Origin of the sequence: Thioclava litoralis (genome assembly GCF_045278885.1) — a bacterium.
In the GTDB taxonomy this organism is placed as follows: domain Bacteria; phylum Pseudomonadota; class Alphaproteobacteria; order Rhodobacterales; family Rhodobacteraceae; genus Thioclava; species Thioclava litoralis.
Window position 1 is genome coordinate 67,687 of sequence record NZ_CP135444.1, and the last position, 16,111, is coordinate 83,797.

The 16,111-nt window shown below is 60.3% G+C and carries 15 protein-coding genes; 6 read left to right on the forward strand and 9 right to left on the reverse strand.

Annotated features, from left to right (window positions below; translation table 11 throughout):
- Window positions 1-6: 6 nt before the first annotated feature.
- The 6 genes from RPE78_RS14005 to RPE78_RS14030 all read left to right on the forward strand — a co-directional run bounded on the left by RPE78_RS14005 (window position 7) and on the right by RPE78_RS14030 (window position 5,602).
- Complete coding sequence (locus RPE78_RS14005) at window positions 7-1,155, forward strand: acyl-CoA dehydrogenase family protein (RefSeq protein WP_330647134.1); 1,149 nt, start codon at window positions 7-9, stop codon at window positions 1,153-1,155.
- 21 nt (window positions 1,156-1,176) lie between these two features.
- Window positions 1,177-1,917 (forward strand): DUF1295 domain-containing protein, encoded by a 741-nt coding sequence (locus tag RPE78_RS14010; protein WP_330647135.1) that lies wholly within the window; start codon window positions 1,177-1,179, stop codon window positions 1,915-1,917.
- A 98-nt stretch (window positions 1,918-2,015) separates the two neighbouring features.
- On the forward strand, window positions 2,016-2,867 hold the full coding sequence (locus RPE78_RS14015; protein ID WP_330647136.1) for an efflux RND transporter periplasmic adaptor subunit: 852 nt from the start codon (window positions 2,016-2,018) through the stop codon (window positions 2,865-2,867).
- Complete coding sequence (gene devC, locus RPE78_RS14020; RefSeq protein ID WP_330647137.1) at window positions 2,867-4,039, forward strand: ABC transporter permease DevC; 1,173 nt, start codon at window positions 2,867-2,869, stop codon at window positions 4,037-4,039. Before RPE78_RS14015 ends, devC begins: the two co-directional genes overlap by 1 nt.
- Window positions 4,036-4,710: an ATP-binding cassette domain-containing protein gene (locus RPE78_RS14025; protein WP_330647138.1), complete on the forward strand. Its 675-nt coding sequence runs from the start codon at window positions 4,036-4,038 to the stop codon at window positions 4,708-4,710. Before devC ends, RPE78_RS14025 begins: the two co-directional genes overlap by 4 nt.
- Window positions 4,711-4,906: 196 nt before the next feature.
- Window positions 4,907-5,602 carry an autoinducer binding domain-containing protein gene (locus RPE78_RS14030; RefSeq protein WP_330647139.1) on the forward strand — a complete coding sequence of 232 codons (696 nt, stop codon included), beginning with the start codon at window positions 4,907-4,909 and terminating at the stop codon, window positions 5,600-5,602.
- Window positions 5,603-5,674: 72 nt separating this feature from the next.
- Here RPE78_RS14030 and nrdF read toward each other — a convergent pair whose 3' ends face one another.
- The 9 genes from nrdF to RPE78_RS14075 form a co-directional block, all read right to left on the reverse strand.
- Window positions 5,675-6,643, reverse strand: coding sequence for a class 1b ribonucleoside-diphosphate reductase subunit beta (gene nrdF, locus RPE78_RS14035; RefSeq protein WP_330647140.1), 969 nt, complete (start codon window positions 6,641-6,643; stop codon window positions 5,675-5,677).
- Between the two features lie 20 nt (window positions 6,644-6,663).
- Entirely contained in the window at window positions 6,664-8,799 is a 2,136-nt protein-coding gene (gene nrdE / locus RPE78_RS14040; RefSeq protein WP_330647141.1) for a class 1b ribonucleoside-diphosphate reductase subunit alpha, read from the reverse strand.
- Window positions 8,775-9,197 carry a class Ib ribonucleoside-diphosphate reductase assembly flavoprotein NrdI gene (gene nrdI / locus RPE78_RS14045; protein WP_330647142.1) on the reverse strand — a complete coding sequence of 141 codons (423 nt, stop codon included), beginning with the start codon at window positions 9,195-9,197 and terminating at the stop codon, window positions 8,775-8,777. The genes nrdE and nrdI overlap by 25 nt, the downstream gene beginning before the upstream one ends.
- Before the next feature lie 9 nt (window positions 9,198-9,206).
- Window positions 9,207-9,431: a glutaredoxin-like protein NrdH gene (gene nrdH, locus RPE78_RS14050; RefSeq protein WP_330647143.1), complete on the reverse strand. Its 225-nt coding sequence runs from the start codon at window positions 9,429-9,431 to the stop codon at window positions 9,207-9,209.
- A 591-nt stretch (window positions 9,432-10,022) separates the two neighbouring features.
- Window positions 10,023-10,907 carry a formyltetrahydrofolate deformylase gene (gene purU / locus RPE78_RS14055; protein ID WP_330647144.1) on the reverse strand — a complete coding sequence of 295 codons (885 nt, stop codon included), beginning with the start codon at window positions 10,905-10,907 and terminating at the stop codon, window positions 10,023-10,025.
- Window positions 10,908-11,080: 173 nt separating this feature from the next.
- The gene (locus tag RPE78_RS14060; protein WP_406721699.1) at window positions 11,081-11,635 is read right to left on the reverse strand and encodes a sarcosine oxidase subunit gamma; all 555 of its coding nucleotides are present in this window, start codon (window positions 11,633-11,635) and stop codon (window positions 11,081-11,083) included.
- Entirely contained in the window at window positions 11,628-14,573 is a 2,946-nt protein-coding gene (locus RPE78_RS14065; RefSeq protein WP_330647146.1) for a sarcosine oxidase subunit alpha family protein, read from the reverse strand. Before RPE78_RS14065 ends, RPE78_RS14060 begins: the two co-directional genes overlap by 8 nt.
- The gene (locus RPE78_RS14070) at window positions 14,570-14,839 is read right to left on the reverse strand and encodes a sarcosine oxidase subunit delta (RefSeq protein ID WP_330647147.1); all 270 of its coding nucleotides are present in this window, start codon (window positions 14,837-14,839) and stop codon (window positions 14,570-14,572) included. Before RPE78_RS14070 ends, RPE78_RS14065 begins: the two co-directional genes overlap by 4 nt.
- 9 nt (window positions 14,840-14,848) lie before the next feature.
- Window positions 14,849-16,099 carry a sarcosine oxidase subunit beta family protein gene (locus RPE78_RS14075; protein ID WP_330647148.1) on the reverse strand — a complete coding sequence of 417 codons (1,251 nt, stop codon included), beginning with the start codon at window positions 16,097-16,099 and terminating at the stop codon, window positions 14,849-14,851.
- Between the last annotated feature and the right edge of the window lie 12 nt (window positions 16,100-16,111).

The following is a 16,111-nucleotide window of genomic DNA, read 5'->3' on the forward strand; positions in this document are numbered from 1 at the left end:
TCTGTCATGGATTTCTCCCTTTCCCCCGAACAGCAGGAGCGCAACAGCCATCTGGCGCGCTTTGCCCAAGATTTTGCTGCAACCTGCGCCAAGGACCTGCAGTCTTCGTCCGGCTTCTCGCGCCCGCAATGGGACAGGCTCTGCGCGATGGGGCTGGCGGGGCTGCCGCTGCCCGAGACCTATGGCGGCACCGCGGCAGGGGCGCTTGAAACCATCCAGAGCTACGAGACAATCGCCCGTCATATCCCCGATCTGGGCTTGCTGTTTTCGCTCTGTGCGCATCTTTTCGCCTGTGTCATTCCGGTCTGGCGGGGCGGCACAGACAGCCAGAAAGCCGACTGGCTGCCCGCAATGGCACAGGGCGGCAAAATCGCCGCCAACGCGATTTCGGAAGAGGGGTCCGGCTCGGATGTCTTCGCCATGAAAACGCGGGCAGAAAAACAGGGGGGGCACTATATCCTCAACGGCACAAAGCGGTTTATCACCAACGCCCCTGTCGCGGATATGCTGGTGGCCTATGCCCGGACCGATGCGACCTCTTCCTTTTTCGGGATCAGCTGTTTCGTGCTGCCCACCGATCATCCCGGCGTGACGATCAGCGCCGAGGAAAGCAAGTCAGGCCTGCGCTCCAGCCCGTGGGGCAGCGTGCATTTCCAAGATTGCGCGCTGCCGGAAAGCTTCCGGATCGGGCCGGAAGGTGCCGGAGCCAGCCTGTTCCACGAGAGCATGGTCTGGGAAAGATGCTGCCTGTTTTCCATCTATCTGGGCGCGATGGAGCGCATTCTGGCGCTCTGTCTGGAGCATGCGCGCACCCGCGTGCAATTCGGGCGCCATATCGGGGCCAATCAGGCCATCTCGAACCGGTTGGTCGATATGCGCCTGAAAATCGAGACCGCACGGCTTTTGCTGTATAAGGCGGCATGGCTCTATGATCAGGGCAAGCCCTGCGAGCAGACCGTCGCCCTGAGCAAGATCTGGATCGCGGAATCGGCGGTGCAGATCGGACAGGATGCAATGCAGATTTTCGGCGGCGAGGCGATGACGGCTACCCATCCCGTGAACCGGTTTCTCAATGACGCCATGCCCGCGCGGATTTTCTCGGGCAGTTCCGAAATGCAGCGCGAGATCGTCGCCCGCGCGATGAAATTACGTTAACCATTCAAGAAAGATATAGAAATGACCCCTGTCTATTGGATCATGATCGCGATCACCGTGCTGTTCACGCTTTTGGGCATGCTGTCGGCATGGCGCACGGGCGACACCAAATGGCCCTTTGTCTTCGGCTTTTTCAGCATCCTGCCCGTCACCATCGTGCTGGCCGTTCAGGGCGAGGGCGCTGCGTGGCGGCGCTGGATGATCGTGGCGCTGGTGGCGGTCTATGTGGCGCGGATGCTGTATACGCTGTTGATCTGGTTCAATGCGACAGGGGCGGCCAAGCTGAAGGATCAGGTCAAGCCCAGCCAGTTTCTGGTCCTGCCGCTGGTCTTGGTACCGGTGTTCTGCTGGCTCTATCCGCTGCCCTTCTTTGCCGCGATGGACCGCACCGATCCGTTCGGGCTTTATGATGCGCTGACACTGATCTGCTATGCTTTGGGCACGCTGTTCCATCTGGGGGCGGATTACCAGAAATGGGCCTTCAAGCAGAACCCCGAAAATCGCGGCAAGCTGCTGCATGGCGGGTTCTGGGGCCTGTCGCGCCATCCCAACTATTTCGGGGATTTCCTGATTTACCTGTCTTTCGCACTGGTCTCTGTCTGGCCTTGGGGGCTGGTCGCGCCGGTGGTGAACCTCTTGCAGTATTTCTTCGATGCGATCCCGAAAAACGAGAAACTCTCGCAAGAACGGCATGGCGAGAACTGGGCGCGCTACTGCCGCTCGACCCCGCTCTTCCTGCCCTATGGCGCGTTCAAATCCTGACCACCGCGCGGGTTGATCGCGCCAATATCTCTCACGACAATAAAGGCAGAATGTCCATGTCGGGTCTTCCCTCTTTCCGCCCTCGCTTGAGGATCTTCATGGCCGTTCTGGCACTGGGCACGGCACAGGCCTGGCCCGCGCTGGCGCAGGACGCGCCAAGCGTGCAAAGCCCCGCCCGCGTGTCGGGCTTTGCACGGCTGCGCCCGCAAGATGGCGTGCGCTATCTGACGGGGCCTGCGGGGGACACCACCTATCGCATCAGCAAGGTGCTGGTGCATGAGGGAGAGATGGTCACGGCCGGTCAGCCGCTTCTGGAACTGGATACCGGCGGGCCACTTTCGGCCACCGTGGCTTTGGCCGAGGCCGGTGTGACCGAGGCAGAGGTCTCGGTCAATTTCGCCCAGATCGATATCGAACGGAAATCGCGACTGCGCAAATCCTCGGTCTCGCCGATCTCGCAAAGTGATTACGACACCGCCCTGCAAACGCTGGAACTGGCCAAAGCCCAGCTGGTTACGGCGCAAAAACAGCTTGATTACGACAAGATCCTGCTGGAACAATCGGTGATCCGCGCGCCCACTGACGGAATGATCCTCGACCTGAACAAGCGCATGGGCGAAGGGGTGATTGCCGGAGAGGACCTGATCGAGATGGGCGATGTCGCCCATATGGAGGCACTGGCCGAGATTTTCGAGACCAAGGCCCGCTTTGTCGCAGTCGGGCAGACCGCCAGATTCGAAAGCCCCGCGCTGGCGCATCCCGTCAGTGGCAAGGTGCTTCGGGTCCTGCCGAAAGTGACCGAAACGACGATCTACGCCACCGATGCGCTGGAAAATCTGGAAAAACGGGTGGTGCAGGTGGTTATCGCGCTGGATCGCCCCAAAGATGTCCTGCTGCTGAACGGTTTTCAGGGGACCGTGCTGATTGAGACGCGTGGGGCGGCCCGATAATGCCCGCACGCAACCAAAGATTTTCGCTGGCATGGCGGCTGCTGAGCTTCGAGCCGCGGCGGCTGCTGGCGGCCATTTGCGGCGTGGCGTTCGCTGTGGTGCTGATCCTTGTGCAGATCGGTTTCTACAACGCCATGATCGACAGCGCCACCAAGGTGCATAGCAGCCTTGAGGCCGATCTTGTCATGCTGCCTGCCGATTTCGAATATTTCGGCGCCGAGCACCAGTTCTCCCGCATGCGTCTGCACGAGGCGATGGCGACCGAAGGGGTGCAAGAGGTGGCCCCGCTTTATGTATCGCTGATGAATTTCAAGAATATCGAGAACGGCTATTCGCGGTCGATCATGGCCATCGGCGTAGAGCCGGACAAGCCCGCGATCAACCTGCCGGAACTGGTCGCGGCGCAGGACCAGTTTGCCGTCAGCGGCGCGGTGCTGTTTGACCGTAAAAGCCTGCCCGCCTATTTCGGCGACATCACCGGTGCCTTTGCGAAAACCGGCCATGTCGATACACAACTGGCAGACAAGCCGGTGCGGATCACCGGACTTTTCGATATGGGCACGTCGTTTATCGCCTATGGCACCGTCGTTATGGGCAGCCCGACCTTCTTTGCGCTCCGCCCCGATCTGAGCGCGGCGGAACCCAGTCTGGGGCTGATCAAACTGGCCCCCGGATATGATCCGGCAACGGTGCGCGACAGGTTGCAGGCCGATCTGGAGGCCAAGGATATCAAGATCGTGACCCGCGCCGATTTTGTGGCGCTTGAGGCGAATTACTGGAATACCACCGCCGCTATCGGGTTTATCTTCATCACCGGTGCCTTGATGGGCATTCTGGTCGGCTCGGTGATTGTCTACCAGATCCTTTACACCGATGTGACGGACCACCTGCCCGAATATGCCACCCTCAAGGCGATGGGCTATCGCGACAGCTATTTTTCGGCGCTGGTGCTGAAACAGTCGCTGATCCTGTCCTGTCTGGGCTATGTGCCGGGCGTGGCGATTTCGGCGCTGATCTATTATTTCACGGCCCAGAGCACCGGCTATGCGCTGCGACTGACACCGGGCTGGTCGCTTGCGGTGTTCCTGATGACCTCTGGCATGTGCCTGTTCTCGGGCATTCTGGCCCTGAGACGCCTGCGCAAGGCCGATCCGGCGGAGCTTTTCCAATGACACATCCCGTAATCGAATTTTCCGGCCTGTCGCATAGCTATGGCAGCAAGGCATTGCGCCGGCAGGTTCTGTTCGACCTGAGCGGCAGGTTCGATCCCGGCGAAATCGTGATCGTCAAAGGCCCCTCCGGCTCGGGCAAGACCACATTCCTGACCCTGATCGGCGGACTTCGCGCCACACAGGAAGGCCAGATCAGCGTTCTGGGCCAGCGTCTGGATGGCACATCGGCGCAGCAGCGACTGCAAATCCGGCGTCATATCGGTTTTATTTTCCAGATGCATAACCTGATCGGGGCGCTCACGGCCACCCAGAACCTTCTGATGGCGTTACGGCTGCATCCCGAAATCCCTGCGCCCGCCAAAGCGGCCCGCGACCTGCTGGAACAGGTCGGCCTGTCCCATGCGCTGGACAAATATCCGCGCGAGATGTCGGGCGGCGAACGCCAGCGGGTGGCCATTGCGCGGGCGCTGGTCACCCGTCCCAAGATCGTGCTGGCCGACGAGCCGACCGCCTCTCTGGATGGCAAGACCGGCAAGATGGTGGTGGAGCTGTTGCGCGATCTGGCGAGCCAGAACGGCTCTGCGGTGCTGATGGTGACCCATGACGCGCGTATCCTCGATACCGGAGACCGCGTGCTTGAAATGGAAGACGGGCGCATCCGCGCGGCGTGATGCCGGACGGGTCGCGTCGTCAAACTGTCATCCTCTTTACGTTATCCTACCTTTGAAGAGTTTCTGTGCGCCGGTTTTGGTGTTACGGTCGCGTCAGCAATTATCGACCCCGCTCAAAAGCGCCGTAATTATTTTATCGGATATGTTCAGAACCGCGTTTGGGTAGCTATTTGACGTCATAGACGAGGATTTAGACATGCGAGACAGCACAGGCGCGGCAGCCACGAAATTGACGGACACAATCGAGCATAATCTGGCGCATCTCGATTTCGACTATTACGCGATTTGCGCCATCGGGGCACAGGATTTCACGGCGGCAAAATCCCTGCCCACCATGCATGTGACGAATTACCCCGAAGAATGGGCCCGCCATTATGCCAGCCAGCAGCTTTATAGCTATGATCCGGTGCTGCAATTCGGGCGCCTTGTGTCCTATCCGGTTAAATGGTCGGATCTGAAACATGCGTCGGGCTATGGCGACACGCATGGCCATGTCCAACGGCAGGCGCAGGATTTCGGACTGTATTCCGGCATCTGCATGAGCATCCACAATCTTGATGGGAGCCTGCTTCTGGCCTCGCTGTCCAAAGCCAATCCTTGTGCGTTGAACGACACGTTGATGAACGAGGCCGCGCGCGCCTTACAGTCTCTCAACGGGGTGTCAGCATCGCTGAAGCTGGCCGGAAAAAACGATTACGACCTGACCAAACGCGAGATCGAATGCCTGAGCTGGGCGGCCATCGGCAAAACCTCCAGCGATATTTCCGCGATCCTGCATATCAGCAATAACACGGTGGATTGCCATTTCAAAAGCGCGATGCGCAAGCTTGCGGCCAATAGCCGGACTTTCGCGATCATCAAGGCCATGCGCAGCGGCATTCTGTCGATCTGAGGCGACCGGAAACACAACGCCTCCGCTTCGGACATCCAAAGCGGAGGCGCAGGACATACGGGATGACGGGTCTTAGAAATCCCAGTCTTCGTCTTCGGTGGCCACGGCCTTGCCGATCACATAGCTCGACCCCGAGCCCGAGAAGAAGTCGTGGTTCTCGCTATCGGGCGAAAGTGCGGCCATGATCGCGGGGTTCACCTCGCAGGCTTCCGGCGGGAAGAGCGGCTCATATCCCAGATTCATCAGCGCCTTGTTGGCGTTGTAATGCAGGAAGTGGCGCACATCTTCGGTCAGCCCGATACCGTCATACAGCTCTGCCGTATATTGCGTCTCGACCTCATAGAGATCGAACATCAGCGCAAAGGCAAAATCCTTGACGGCGGCGCGCTCTTCTTCCGAGACTTTCTCCAAAGCGCGCTGGAACTTATAGCCGATGTAATAGCCATGCACCGCCTCGTCGCGGATGATCAGGCGGATCATATCGGCAGTATTGGTCAGCTTGGCGCGGCTGGACCACCACATCGGCAGATAGAAACCCGAATAGAACAGGAAGCTTTCCAGAAAGACCGAGGCCACTTTTTTGCGCAGCGGATCTTCGGCCTTATATTCATTCAGGATCAGATTCGCCTTGCGCTGAAGATGCGGGTTTTCTTCCGCCCAACGGAAGGCCTCATCCACCTCTGCGGTCATGCACAGCGTCGAGAAGATCGACGAATAGCTGCGCGCATGCACGGCTTCCATGAAGGCGATATTGGACAGAACCGCCTCTTCATGCGGCGTCACCGCATCTGCCATCAGCGTCGGCGCACCAACGGTGTTTTGCACCGTGTCGAGCAGTGTCAGGCCGGTGAAAACGCGGATCGTCAGTTGGCGCTCTTCGGCTGTCAGATTGGCCCAGGAGGGCACGTCATTCGACAGCGGCACCTTCTCCGGCAGCCAGAAATTCGAGGTCAGGCGGTTCCAGACCTCAAGGTCCTTATCATCCTGAAGCCGGTTCCAGTTCACGCCCTTGAGCGGCGCTTTTTTCGTTTGATCAAGCATAACTCTTCCTTTCCCGACAGTTACAAGCTGCAGGAGACACAGCCCTGCACTTCCGTGCCTTCCAGCACGGCCTGACGGAGCCGGATGTAATAGATGGTCTTGATCCCCGATTTCCACGCGCGGATCTGCGCACGGTTGATGTCGCGGGTCGTCGCGCTATCGGGGAAGAACAGGGTCAACGACAGGCCTTGGTCCACGTGCTCGGTTGCCGCCGCATAGGTATCGATCAGCTTTTCGGGGCCGATCTCATAGGCATCCTTGTAGTATTCAAGGTTGTCATTATCCATATAGGGCGCCGGATAGTAGACGCGGCCGATCTTGCCTTCCTTGCGGATCTCGATGCGCGCGGTGATCGGGTGGATCGAGGCGGTCGCATTGTTGATATAGCTGATCGAACCGGTCGGCGGCACGGCCTGCAGGTTGCGGTTATATAGCCCATGCGCCATCACATCATCCCGCAGCTGCGCCCAATCGGCGCGGCTGGGCAGGGTGATGCCGAATTTCTCGAAAAGGGCCGTGACCGTCTCGGTTTCCGGCAGCCAGTCGCGGGTGACATATTTCTCGAAGAATGTGCCGCTCGCATAATCCGACTTCTCGAAGCCCACGAAGCTTTCGCCCTTCTCGCGGGCGATCAGATTCGAGGCCCGCAGCGCGTGATAGGCCACAGCCGCGAAATAGACGGAGGTGAAATCGATCCCCTCTTCCGAGCCGTAATGGATACGCTCACGCGCCAAGAACCCGTGCAGGTTCATCTGGCCCAGACCAATCGCATGGCTCTGGTCATTGCCCTTACGGATCGAGGGCACAGCGTCAATCGCCGACATTTCCGACACGGCGGTCAGCGCGCGGATCGCGGCCTCGACGGTCGCGCCAAGGTCACCACCATCCATCGCGCGGGCGATGTTCAGCGAGCCGAGGTTGCACGAGATATCCGTGCCCATATGTGCGTAGCTGAGGTCTTCGTTGAAGGTCGAGGGCTCGGCCACCTGCAGGATTTCCGAGCAGAGGTTCGACATGGTGATGCGCCCGTCGATCGGGTTGGCGCGGTTCACCGTGTCTTCGAACATCAGATAGGGGTAGCCGCTTTCGAACTGGATCTCGGCCAGAATCTCGAAGAAGCGACGCGCACGCATCTTGGTCTTGCGGATACGGGCGTCAGCGACCAGCTCTTCGTATTTCTCGGTGACCGAGATTTCCGAGAAGGCGCAGCCATAGACTTTCTGGATGTCATGCGGCGAGAAGAGATACATCTCGGCATCGCGTTTCGCCAGCTCGAAGGTGATATCGGGGATCACCACGCCCAGCGACAGCGTCTTGATACGGATCTTCTCGTCGGCATTCTCGCGCTTGGTATCGAGGAATTTCAGAATGTCGGGGTGGTGGGCGTTCAGATAGACGGCCCCTGCCCCCTGACGCGCACCCAGCTGGTTGGCATAGGAGAAGCTGTCTTCGAGCAGTTTCATCACCGGAATGACGCCCGAGGACTGGTTCTCGATGCCTTTGATCGGCGCACCGGCTTCGCGCAGGTTGGTCAGCATCAATGCCACACCGCCACCGCGCTTCGACAGCTGCAGCGCCGAGTTGATCGAGCGACCGATGGATTCCATATTGTCTTCGAGACGCAGCAGGAAGCAGGAGACCAGCTCGCCGCGGCTTTTCTTGCCCGCGTTTAGGAAGGTGGGCGTTGCCGGTTGGAAACGGCCTGCCAGCATCTCTTCGGTGAGCGACAGCGCCATCTTGCGGTCACCACGCGCCAGCGCCAGAGCCACCATCACCACGCGGTCTTCATAGCGTTCGAGGTAGCGCTGACCATCACGGGTCTTCAACGTATAGGCAGTGTAATATTTGAACGCGCCAAGGAAGGTCGGGAAGCGGAACTTCTTCTTATAGGCGGCATCCCAGATCTGACGGCAGAAGTCGCGATCATAAAGCTCCAACACAGCAGCGTCGTAATAGCCCTCGTCCACGAGGTAATCGAGCTTCTCATCCAGCGAGTGGAAGAACACGGTGTTCTGGTTCACATGGTTGAGGAAATAGGCGCGCGCGGCCTGCTTGTCGGCCTCGAAACGGATCTTTCCATCCGCATCATACAGGTTCAACAGCGCGTTCAGCGCGTGATGGTCGAGCCCTTTTACGGCGTCTGCTTTGTCAAGCATTGTGCTCTCCAGAATTTCTCGAGCCCGTCTCTGACACGGGCAATATCTAGGTCGGTGCCACTCAGCTCGAATCTATAGAGCAGAGGAATCTTGCATTTTTCGGCAATCACTTTGCCCGCATAGCCATAGTAGATCCCGAAATTGGTGTTTCCGGTGCCGATTACCCCTTTGATATTCTTGCGTATCTCGGGGTTGTTCAAAGCATGGATCACGGGTTTCGGAACCGCCCCCCGACCCTCGCCATCGCTATAAGACGGGCATATTAGCACAAAAGGTAGCTCGGCCAAACTGGCCGAGCGATCTTCTGTACCACCAATGCGGATAGCGGGCAGTCCAAGTCGGGTGATGAAGCGATGCGTGTTTCCGGTGGCCGAGGAAAAATAGGCCAGCCCGGTCATCGGATCGGGTCAGGCGCCAAGGCTTGCGATGCGGTCCGGACGGAAGCCTGCCCAGTGGTCGGCACCCGCCACAACAACAGGTGCCTGACGGTAGCCAAGGCCGGTCACTTTTTCCATCGCTTCGGCATCCAGCGTCAGATCGATGACATCATGCTCGATCCCACGGGCATTGAGCGCGCGGATGGTCGCAGTGCATTGAACGCAAGCGGGCTTGCTGTAGACGGTAATAGACATAGGCTCTCGACCCCGAAGCAAAGGGGCGGACATTCGGGAAGGTGGATCGCATTTCTGCCAAACTCCCCCCGGACGCACCGCCCGTGGACATTATCGCATTCAGGCTGGCCGCTGACAGGCCAGAGACGGCCTGCCCACCTGTCCGCTCCGGCATTGCAACAGGATAGCCTGCCACAGCGGAGATCTCGGACGGGCCGGAACTGTAGCGGCCCTTTGCGTGAGGCTGATATAGTATCCCACCCCACCTGATGCGCTATATATAGTAGCCACTTTGCGCCCAAAGTCCAGTGCCTTTTTCATCCGGCCCTCTGCAGGCCGAACGGGGTATATCACCTTGGCCCTGCATCTGAATCGCGGGACCTTCGAGTTACAAAGAACCCCGCCCAAAGCAAAGCGCAAAAAAATAATTCTGGGGCTAGACGGGGCTTTCCGACAGCGCACACCGAATCGACGCTCCGGATTCGTTCACGGGAGGTTCAATCCCGGGCTGAAAACCGGAGACGGCCTCGCCCTGCAAAACATAAAAGGGCCGCCCCGAAGGACGACCCGAACCGGCATGCGGCCACTATATCTTGCGGAAAGACGCGCGCCTTAGCCCATACGCTCCGACGAGAACGATCCCGGAGACGCAGGAAAGACCACCGTTTTCGACCCGTTGATGAAGACGCGGCGATGGGCATGGGCATGGATCGCCCGCGCCAGCACCTGACTTTCCACATCGCGCCCCAGCGAGACGTAATCCTCGGGCGATTGCGCATGGGTCACCCGCACGGTGTCCTGCTCGATGATCGGGCCCTCGTCCAGATCGGCGGTCACATAATGCGAGGTCGCCCCGATCAGCTTCACCCCGCGGGCAAAGGCCTGCTTATAGGGGTTCGCGCCTTTGAAGGACGGCAGGAAGGAATGGTGGATATTGATGATCCGCCCCGACATCTTCTGGCACATCTCGTCCGAGAGGATCTGCATATAGCGTGCCAGCACGATCAGCTCGGCACCCGCATCCTCGACCACCTGCATGATGCGGGCTTCGGCCTCGGGTTTGTTTTCCTTGGTCACCTTGATGCAGTGGAAGGGGATATCCTGATTCACCACGACCTTCTGGTAATCCATATGGTTCGAGATCACCGCCACGATCTCCACCGGCAGCGCGCCGATGCGCGCACGGTACAGAAGGTCATTCAAGCAATGCCCGAAGCGCGACACCATGATGACGACTTTCATCTTGGTGGCCTCGTCGTGGAAGGCGAAATTCATACCGAAACTTTTCGCAGTCTCGGCAAACTCGCTGCGCAGGCTTTCACCATCATTCCCCGTTTCCGAGGTAAAGCTGACCCGCATGAAGAAATTCCCCGTCTCGAGATCGTCGAACTGGGCGCTATCGGTGATGTTGCAGCCTTTATCGGCCAGAAAACCCGAGATGGCCGCGACGATGCCGCGCTGGGTAGGACAGGTTACAGTCAGGCAATATTTGGTCATGTGAGTATCCGAAAGTCTTTCGCCATAGAGGTATAGCCCCATCGGAGGCATGAAGAGAAGAGGAACCGGTCAAAGACCGCCCCGATTGCACGTGATATTCCCTGACGCCCCGCCCGCAGGCAGGCCGCCAGCCGCAAGGCCTGATCTCGGGCCCCGCCGCATCAGGCCCCGCATCAAGACAGCCGCGAAGCCACCTCGTGAAGGGCATGCCAGAGGCTTCCCGCATAAGAGCGCATGCCCCAGATCCGACAGTGGTCGTCCGCAAGCCGCAGCAGGAAGACCGACATATGATGCAGGCCGGTGCGGGTGGCCTGCCCTGTGGCCTTGGCGCTATCGGGCAGGTTGACCAAACGTTCCAGCAGGCGGTCCATCTCGGGGCCCGTGATGTCGAAGGCCACCCAGCCATCGGTCTGTTCGGTGACCGATGCCGCAGGCGCTTGGGTTTTGACCCATGCCGCAAAGTCTTCCTCGGCGCGGGCCTCACCCTCGATCAGCCATTGGTCTTGCCCCGCCCAAAAGGCGGTCAGCCCCGCGCCCTGCGTCAAAGCCCCCGGCGCAGGCAGTGGCAGCCCCGCCACTTCGGTCAGGCTTTGCCCGTGGCGCGCGGCCACAGAGGCCAGCGCGATATCGGGGCGTTCGGTCAGGGTCATCGACCCGAGGGTTTCGGTTTTCGGACGGGTGCCGCCAAGGGCGGTCTGTGCAATCAGATCAGTCACGGGCTTAGTCACGGAGACGCTCCCCTTCGGGGTCAACAAAATGGGCAGGCACAATCCGGCAATCACAGCCCGTATTTTCCAGCGGGTTATAGGCGACGATCACCTCACCGATCCGCTTGTCGCCCTGTTCGACAAAGCCAAGCGCGATATGGCTTTTGACATGGGGCGAATAGCAGGCCGAGGTCACCCAGCCCTGATCGCTCTGCATCGTGCGCTGATCGCCACGGGTGAACAGATGCGAGCCCGCAAAGATCCGCTCTTCGGCATTCAGCGGTTGCAGCCCCACCAGACGGCGCTTGTCAGCGGCCAGCCCCTCGCGGCGCGACATGATCGCCCCGATGGAGTCTTTCTTGGCCGAGACCATCTTGCCCAGACCCAGCATCTGCGCGGTGGTCTGCCCGTTCAACTCGGCGCCCGCAGCATGGCCTTTCTCGATCCGCAGCACGGCCAAGGTTTCCGTGCCATAGGGGGTGACCCCCAGATCCTGACCCTGCTCCATCAGCCGCTCCATCAGCGCATTACCGTAACGCGCCGGCACCGCGATCTCATAGGCCAATTCGCCCGAGAAGGAGATGCGGAACAGACGCGCCCGCAGACCGCCGCAGAGGGTAATCTCGGCACAGCCCATGAAGGGGAAGGCCTCATTCGACAGGTCCACCCCATCGACCACACGCGACAGAAGCTCGCGCGAGTTCGGCCCCGCCACGGCAATCTGCGCCCAGGCGTCGGTGGTCGAGATAAGCTGCACATCCAGTTCCGGCCAGAGGCATTGCCGCGCGAATTCCATATTGCGATAGCATAGCCCCGCATTGGCGGTGGTGGTGGTGACCACATAATGGTCCTCGGCCAGACGCGCGCAGGTGCCATCATCATAGATATGGCCATCCTCGCGCAGCATCAGCCCGTAGCGGACTTTGCCAACCTTCAGGCTGCCCATCATATTGGCATAAATCCGGTTGAGGAATTCGCCCGCATCCGCACCCTGCACATCGACCTTGCCCAGTGTGGTCACATCGCAAAGCCCCACGCCCGAGCGCACGGCCAAAGCCTCGCGGTCCACGGTTTCGCGCCAGTCTTCCTCATTCCCTTGCGGGAAATACTGCGCCCGCATCCATTGGCCGACCTCGACAAAGACCGCCCCGCGCGCCTTCGCCCAGTCATGGGTCGGGGTCAGGCGGGTCGGGCGGAAATCCTTACCCGTATCGCCACCGCCCAGCACACCCAAAGACACGCCGGTATAAGGCGGGCGGAAGATGGTGGTGCCGGTTTCGGGGATGGATTTGCCGGTGAGTTCGGCCATAACCGCCAGCGCCGAGACATTGGCCGTCTTGCCCTGATCGGTGGCCATGCCCAAAGTGGTCCAGCGTTTGAGATGCTCGACCGGACGCATGTTTTCCTTATGCGCCAGCGCGATATCCTTCACCGTCACATCGTTCTGGAAATCGACCCAAGCGCGCCCTTTGCCGGCCACATGCCAGAAGGCCGTGGGGGTAACAGGGCTATCCTCGGCCTTGGGCAGATCGGGTGCCATGGCCGCAATCCCCAGATCCGCCAGCGCCGCAACAGCCGCCTTCGCGCCCGAGGCCAATGCCTGCGCGGTCGTGCCCTCGCCATTGCAAGCACCTGCGGGGATCAACCCCGTGGGTCCGCCCTCGCCCGGAACAAAGGCCAGCAGATCCTCGCGCCAGACCGGACGTCCACGATGATGCGAGGCCAGATGCACATTGGGGTTCCACCCGCCCGCGACACCCAAAGCGCCACAGTCGATCCACTGGCGAGTGCCGCCGCTAGTGATCTGCACCTTGCTCACACCCAGACGGCCCTTGCTGTCCGAGACCACCGAGCCAGCATAGACACGATAATCGCCCAACGATTTCGCCTCGGGCCGCGTGTCGATGACGCCTGCAATCTGCGCGCCCTTGGCGATCAGATCCAGCGCGGTGCGGTGACCATCGTCGCTATTGGTGAAAATGGCGATCCGGTCCTCGGGCGCCCGCACAGGCGCCACCGCCCAACGGTTGGCATAGGCACGCATGGCACCCGCCAGCATGATGCCCGGACGGTCGTTATTGGCGAAGGGGATATGACGCTCGGTCGCACCCGCCGCCAGAACCGCCCGCCGCGCGGTGATCCGCCAGAGCGTCTGGCGAACCTTCCCGCCTGCATCGGACAGGTGATCCGAGACCCTCTCGACCGCGCCATAGACGCCGTGGTCATAGGTGCCGAAAACCGTCATCCGCGTCATCACACGAACATTGGGCAGGCGGCGAAGTTCGGCCTCGGTCGCGCGCAGCCAGTCGGTCGCGGGCGCGTCATCCAGCGCATGGCTTTCGGCCAGAAGACGCCCGCCCAAGGCGAAATCCTCATCCGCCAGAATGACCTTGGCCCCCGCACGGCCAGCGGTCAGCGCCGCCATCAGCCCCGCCGCGCCACCGCCGATCACCAGCAGGTCGCAATGCAGATATCCGCGATCATAGGCATCGGGATCAGGCAGACCCGACAGCGCCCCAAGCCCAGCCGCCTTACGGATCATCGGCTCATAGAGCTTTTCCCAGAAGGCGCGCGGCCACATGAAGGTCTTGTAGTAGAAACCCGCCGCAAAGAAGGGCGACAGCAGGTCATTCACCGCCAGCCAGTCATGCTCCAGAGAGCCCGCATAATTCTGCGATTTGGCTTCAAGCCCGTCATACAGCTCGGCCACGGTGGCGCGGGTATTGGGTTCGGCCTGCGCCCCCGTGCGCAGGGTCACCAGCGCGTTGGGCTCTTCCGAACCAGCGGCCACCACGCCCCGCGGGCGGTGGTATTTGAACGACCGCCCCATAAGCTGCACGCCATTGGCCAAAAGCGCCGAGGCCAGAGTGTCGCCCTGAAAGCCCGTGTAATCGACCCCATCAAAGCGGAATTTCAAAGGCGCATTGCGATCTACCAGACCGCCAGACAAACGGCTCATTTCGCGCCCTCCGGTTTCATCGCAAGCTCGGCGCCCAGAATTTCGTGGGTCAGCGTGTTACGGGTGACAATCAGCCACGAACGGTCGCCCTGTTCGTGATACCAAAGCTCGCGGTGCACACCTGCCGGATTGTCGCGCAGAAAGACGTAATCGGCGAAGGCGGCCTCGCCCGCGTCAGGCGCGGGACGGTTCATCAGGCTGGCATCGCCCAGATAGGTAAACTCCTGCGCATCCCGCAGGCCAAGAAGAGGATGGGGTATCAGCATGATCGTGCCTCAGTGCAGGTTCGGTTGGGCACCAACGCCCTTTTCATCAATGACATAGCCGCGCGCAAAGCGGTCAAGCCGCATCTGCGCCGTGACCTCATGCGACCGCCCTGTGGCCAGCAGATGCGCAAAACAGAAGCCCGAGGCAGGCGTCGCCTTGAAGCCGCCATAGCACCAGCCCGCATTCAGATAGAGGCCCGAGACCGGCGTCTCGTCGATGATGGGCGAGCCATCCATCGACATATCCATGATGCCGCCCCAGTTACGCAAAAGCCGCGCCCGACCGATCATCGGCATAAGCGCCATACCGCCCTCCAGCACGTCTTCCACCACCGGAAGATTGCCGCGCTGCGCATAGGAATTATAGCCGTCGATATCGCCGCCAAAGACAAGGCCGCCCTTATCGGACTGGCTGATATAGAAATGCCCCGCGCCAAAGGTGATGACATTATCGATCAGCGGTTTCAGCCCTTCGGACACAAAGGCCTGCAGCACATGGCTTTCGATGGGCAGGCGCATCCCCGCCTTCTCCATCACGCGACCGGTCGAGCCTGCGACCGCAACCCCCACCTTCTTCGCGCCGATGAAGCCACGGGTCGTCTCCACCCCTTCAACCTGACCATTGGTGATGCGGAAACCGGTGACCTCGCAGTTCTGGATGATGTCCACGCCGCGCTGATCGGCGCCGCGCGCATAGCCCCAGACCACGCCATCGTGACGCGCCGTGCCTGCGCGCGGCTGGATCAAAGCGCCCTTGATCGGGAAACGGGCATTGTCGAAATTCAGATAGGGCAGCATCTCGCGCAGATCGGCCGCATCCACCAGTTTCGCGCCCGCCCCCGAGATCATCATCGCATTGCCGCGCCGACGGTAGGCATCGCGCTGGCCGTCGCTATGGAACAGGTTGAAGATGCCGCGCTGGCTGACCATCGAGTTGAAGTTGGTTTCCTGTTCAAGGTTTTCCCAAAGCTTCATCGAAAGCTCGTAGAACGGCTGGTTCCCCGGCAGCAGGTAATTCGAGCGGATGATCGTGGTGTTCCGCCCGATATTGCCCGACCCGAGCCAGCCCTTCTCCAGCACCGCCACCTTCAGATGGCCGAAATTCTTCGCCAGATAGAAGGCCGTCGACAGGCCATGGCCGCCGCCACCGACGATGATGATATCATAGCTGGGTTTGGGGTCGGGATTGCGCCACAAAGGCCCCCATCCCTTATGTCCGGTCAGCGCTTCTTTCAGCACCTTGAACCCTGAAAACTTCATGACCTGCGCTCC

What these genes read in the sequence shown, in the direction of transcription:
- RPE78_RS14005 (WP_330647134.1), top strand. Translation starts at nt 7, where the DNA reads ATGGATTTCTCCCTTTCCCCCGAACAGCAGGAGCGCAACAGCCATCTG.
- RPE78_RS14010 (WP_330647135.1), top strand. Translation starts at nt 1,177, where the DNA reads ATGACCCCTGTCTATTGGATCATGATCGCGATCACCGTGCTGTTCACG.
- RPE78_RS14015 (WP_330647136.1), top strand. Translation starts at nt 2,016, where the DNA reads ATGGCCGTTCTGGCACTGGGCACGGCACAGGCCTGGCCCGCGCTGGCG.
- devC (WP_330647137.1), top strand. Translation starts at nt 2,867, where the DNA reads ATGCCCGCACGCAACCAAAGATTTTCGCTGGCATGGCGGCTGCTGAGC.
- RPE78_RS14025 (WP_330647138.1), top strand. Translation starts at nt 4,036, where the DNA reads ATGACACATCCCGTAATCGAATTTTCCGGCCTGTCGCATAGCTATGGC.
- RPE78_RS14030 (WP_330647139.1), top strand. Translation starts at nt 4,907, where the DNA reads ATGCGAGACAGCACAGGCGCGGCAGCCACGAAATTGACGGACACAATC.
- nrdF (WP_330647140.1), bottom strand. Translation starts at nt 6,643, where the DNA reads ATGCTTGATCAAACGAAAAAAGCGCCGCTCAAGGGCGTGAACTGGAAC.
- nrdE (WP_330647141.1), bottom strand. Translation starts at nt 8,799, where the DNA reads ATGCTTGACAAAGCAGACGCCGTAAAAGGGCTCGACCATCACGCGCTG.
- nrdI (WP_330647142.1), bottom strand. Translation starts at nt 9,197, where the DNA reads ATGACCGGGCTGGCCTATTTTTCCTCGGCCACCGGAAACACGCATCGC.
- nrdH (WP_330647143.1), bottom strand. Translation starts at nt 9,431, where the DNA reads ATGTCTATTACCGTCTACAGCAAGCCCGCTTGCGTTCAATGCACTGCG.
- purU (WP_330647144.1), bottom strand. Translation starts at nt 10,907, where the DNA reads ATGACCAAATATTGCCTGACTGTAACCTGTCCTACCCAGCGCGGCATC.
- RPE78_RS14065 (WP_330647146.1), bottom strand. Translation starts at nt 14,573, where the DNA reads ATGAGCCGTTTGTCTGGCGGTCTGGTAGATCGCAATGCGCCTTTGAAA.
- RPE78_RS14070 (WP_330647147.1), bottom strand. Translation starts at nt 14,839, where the DNA reads ATGCTGATACCCCATCCTCTTCTTGGCCTGCGGGATGCGCAGGAGTTT.
- RPE78_RS14075 (WP_330647148.1), bottom strand. Translation starts at nt 16,099, where the DNA reads ATGAAGTTTTCAGGGTTCAAGGTGCTGAAAGAAGCGCTGACCGGACAT.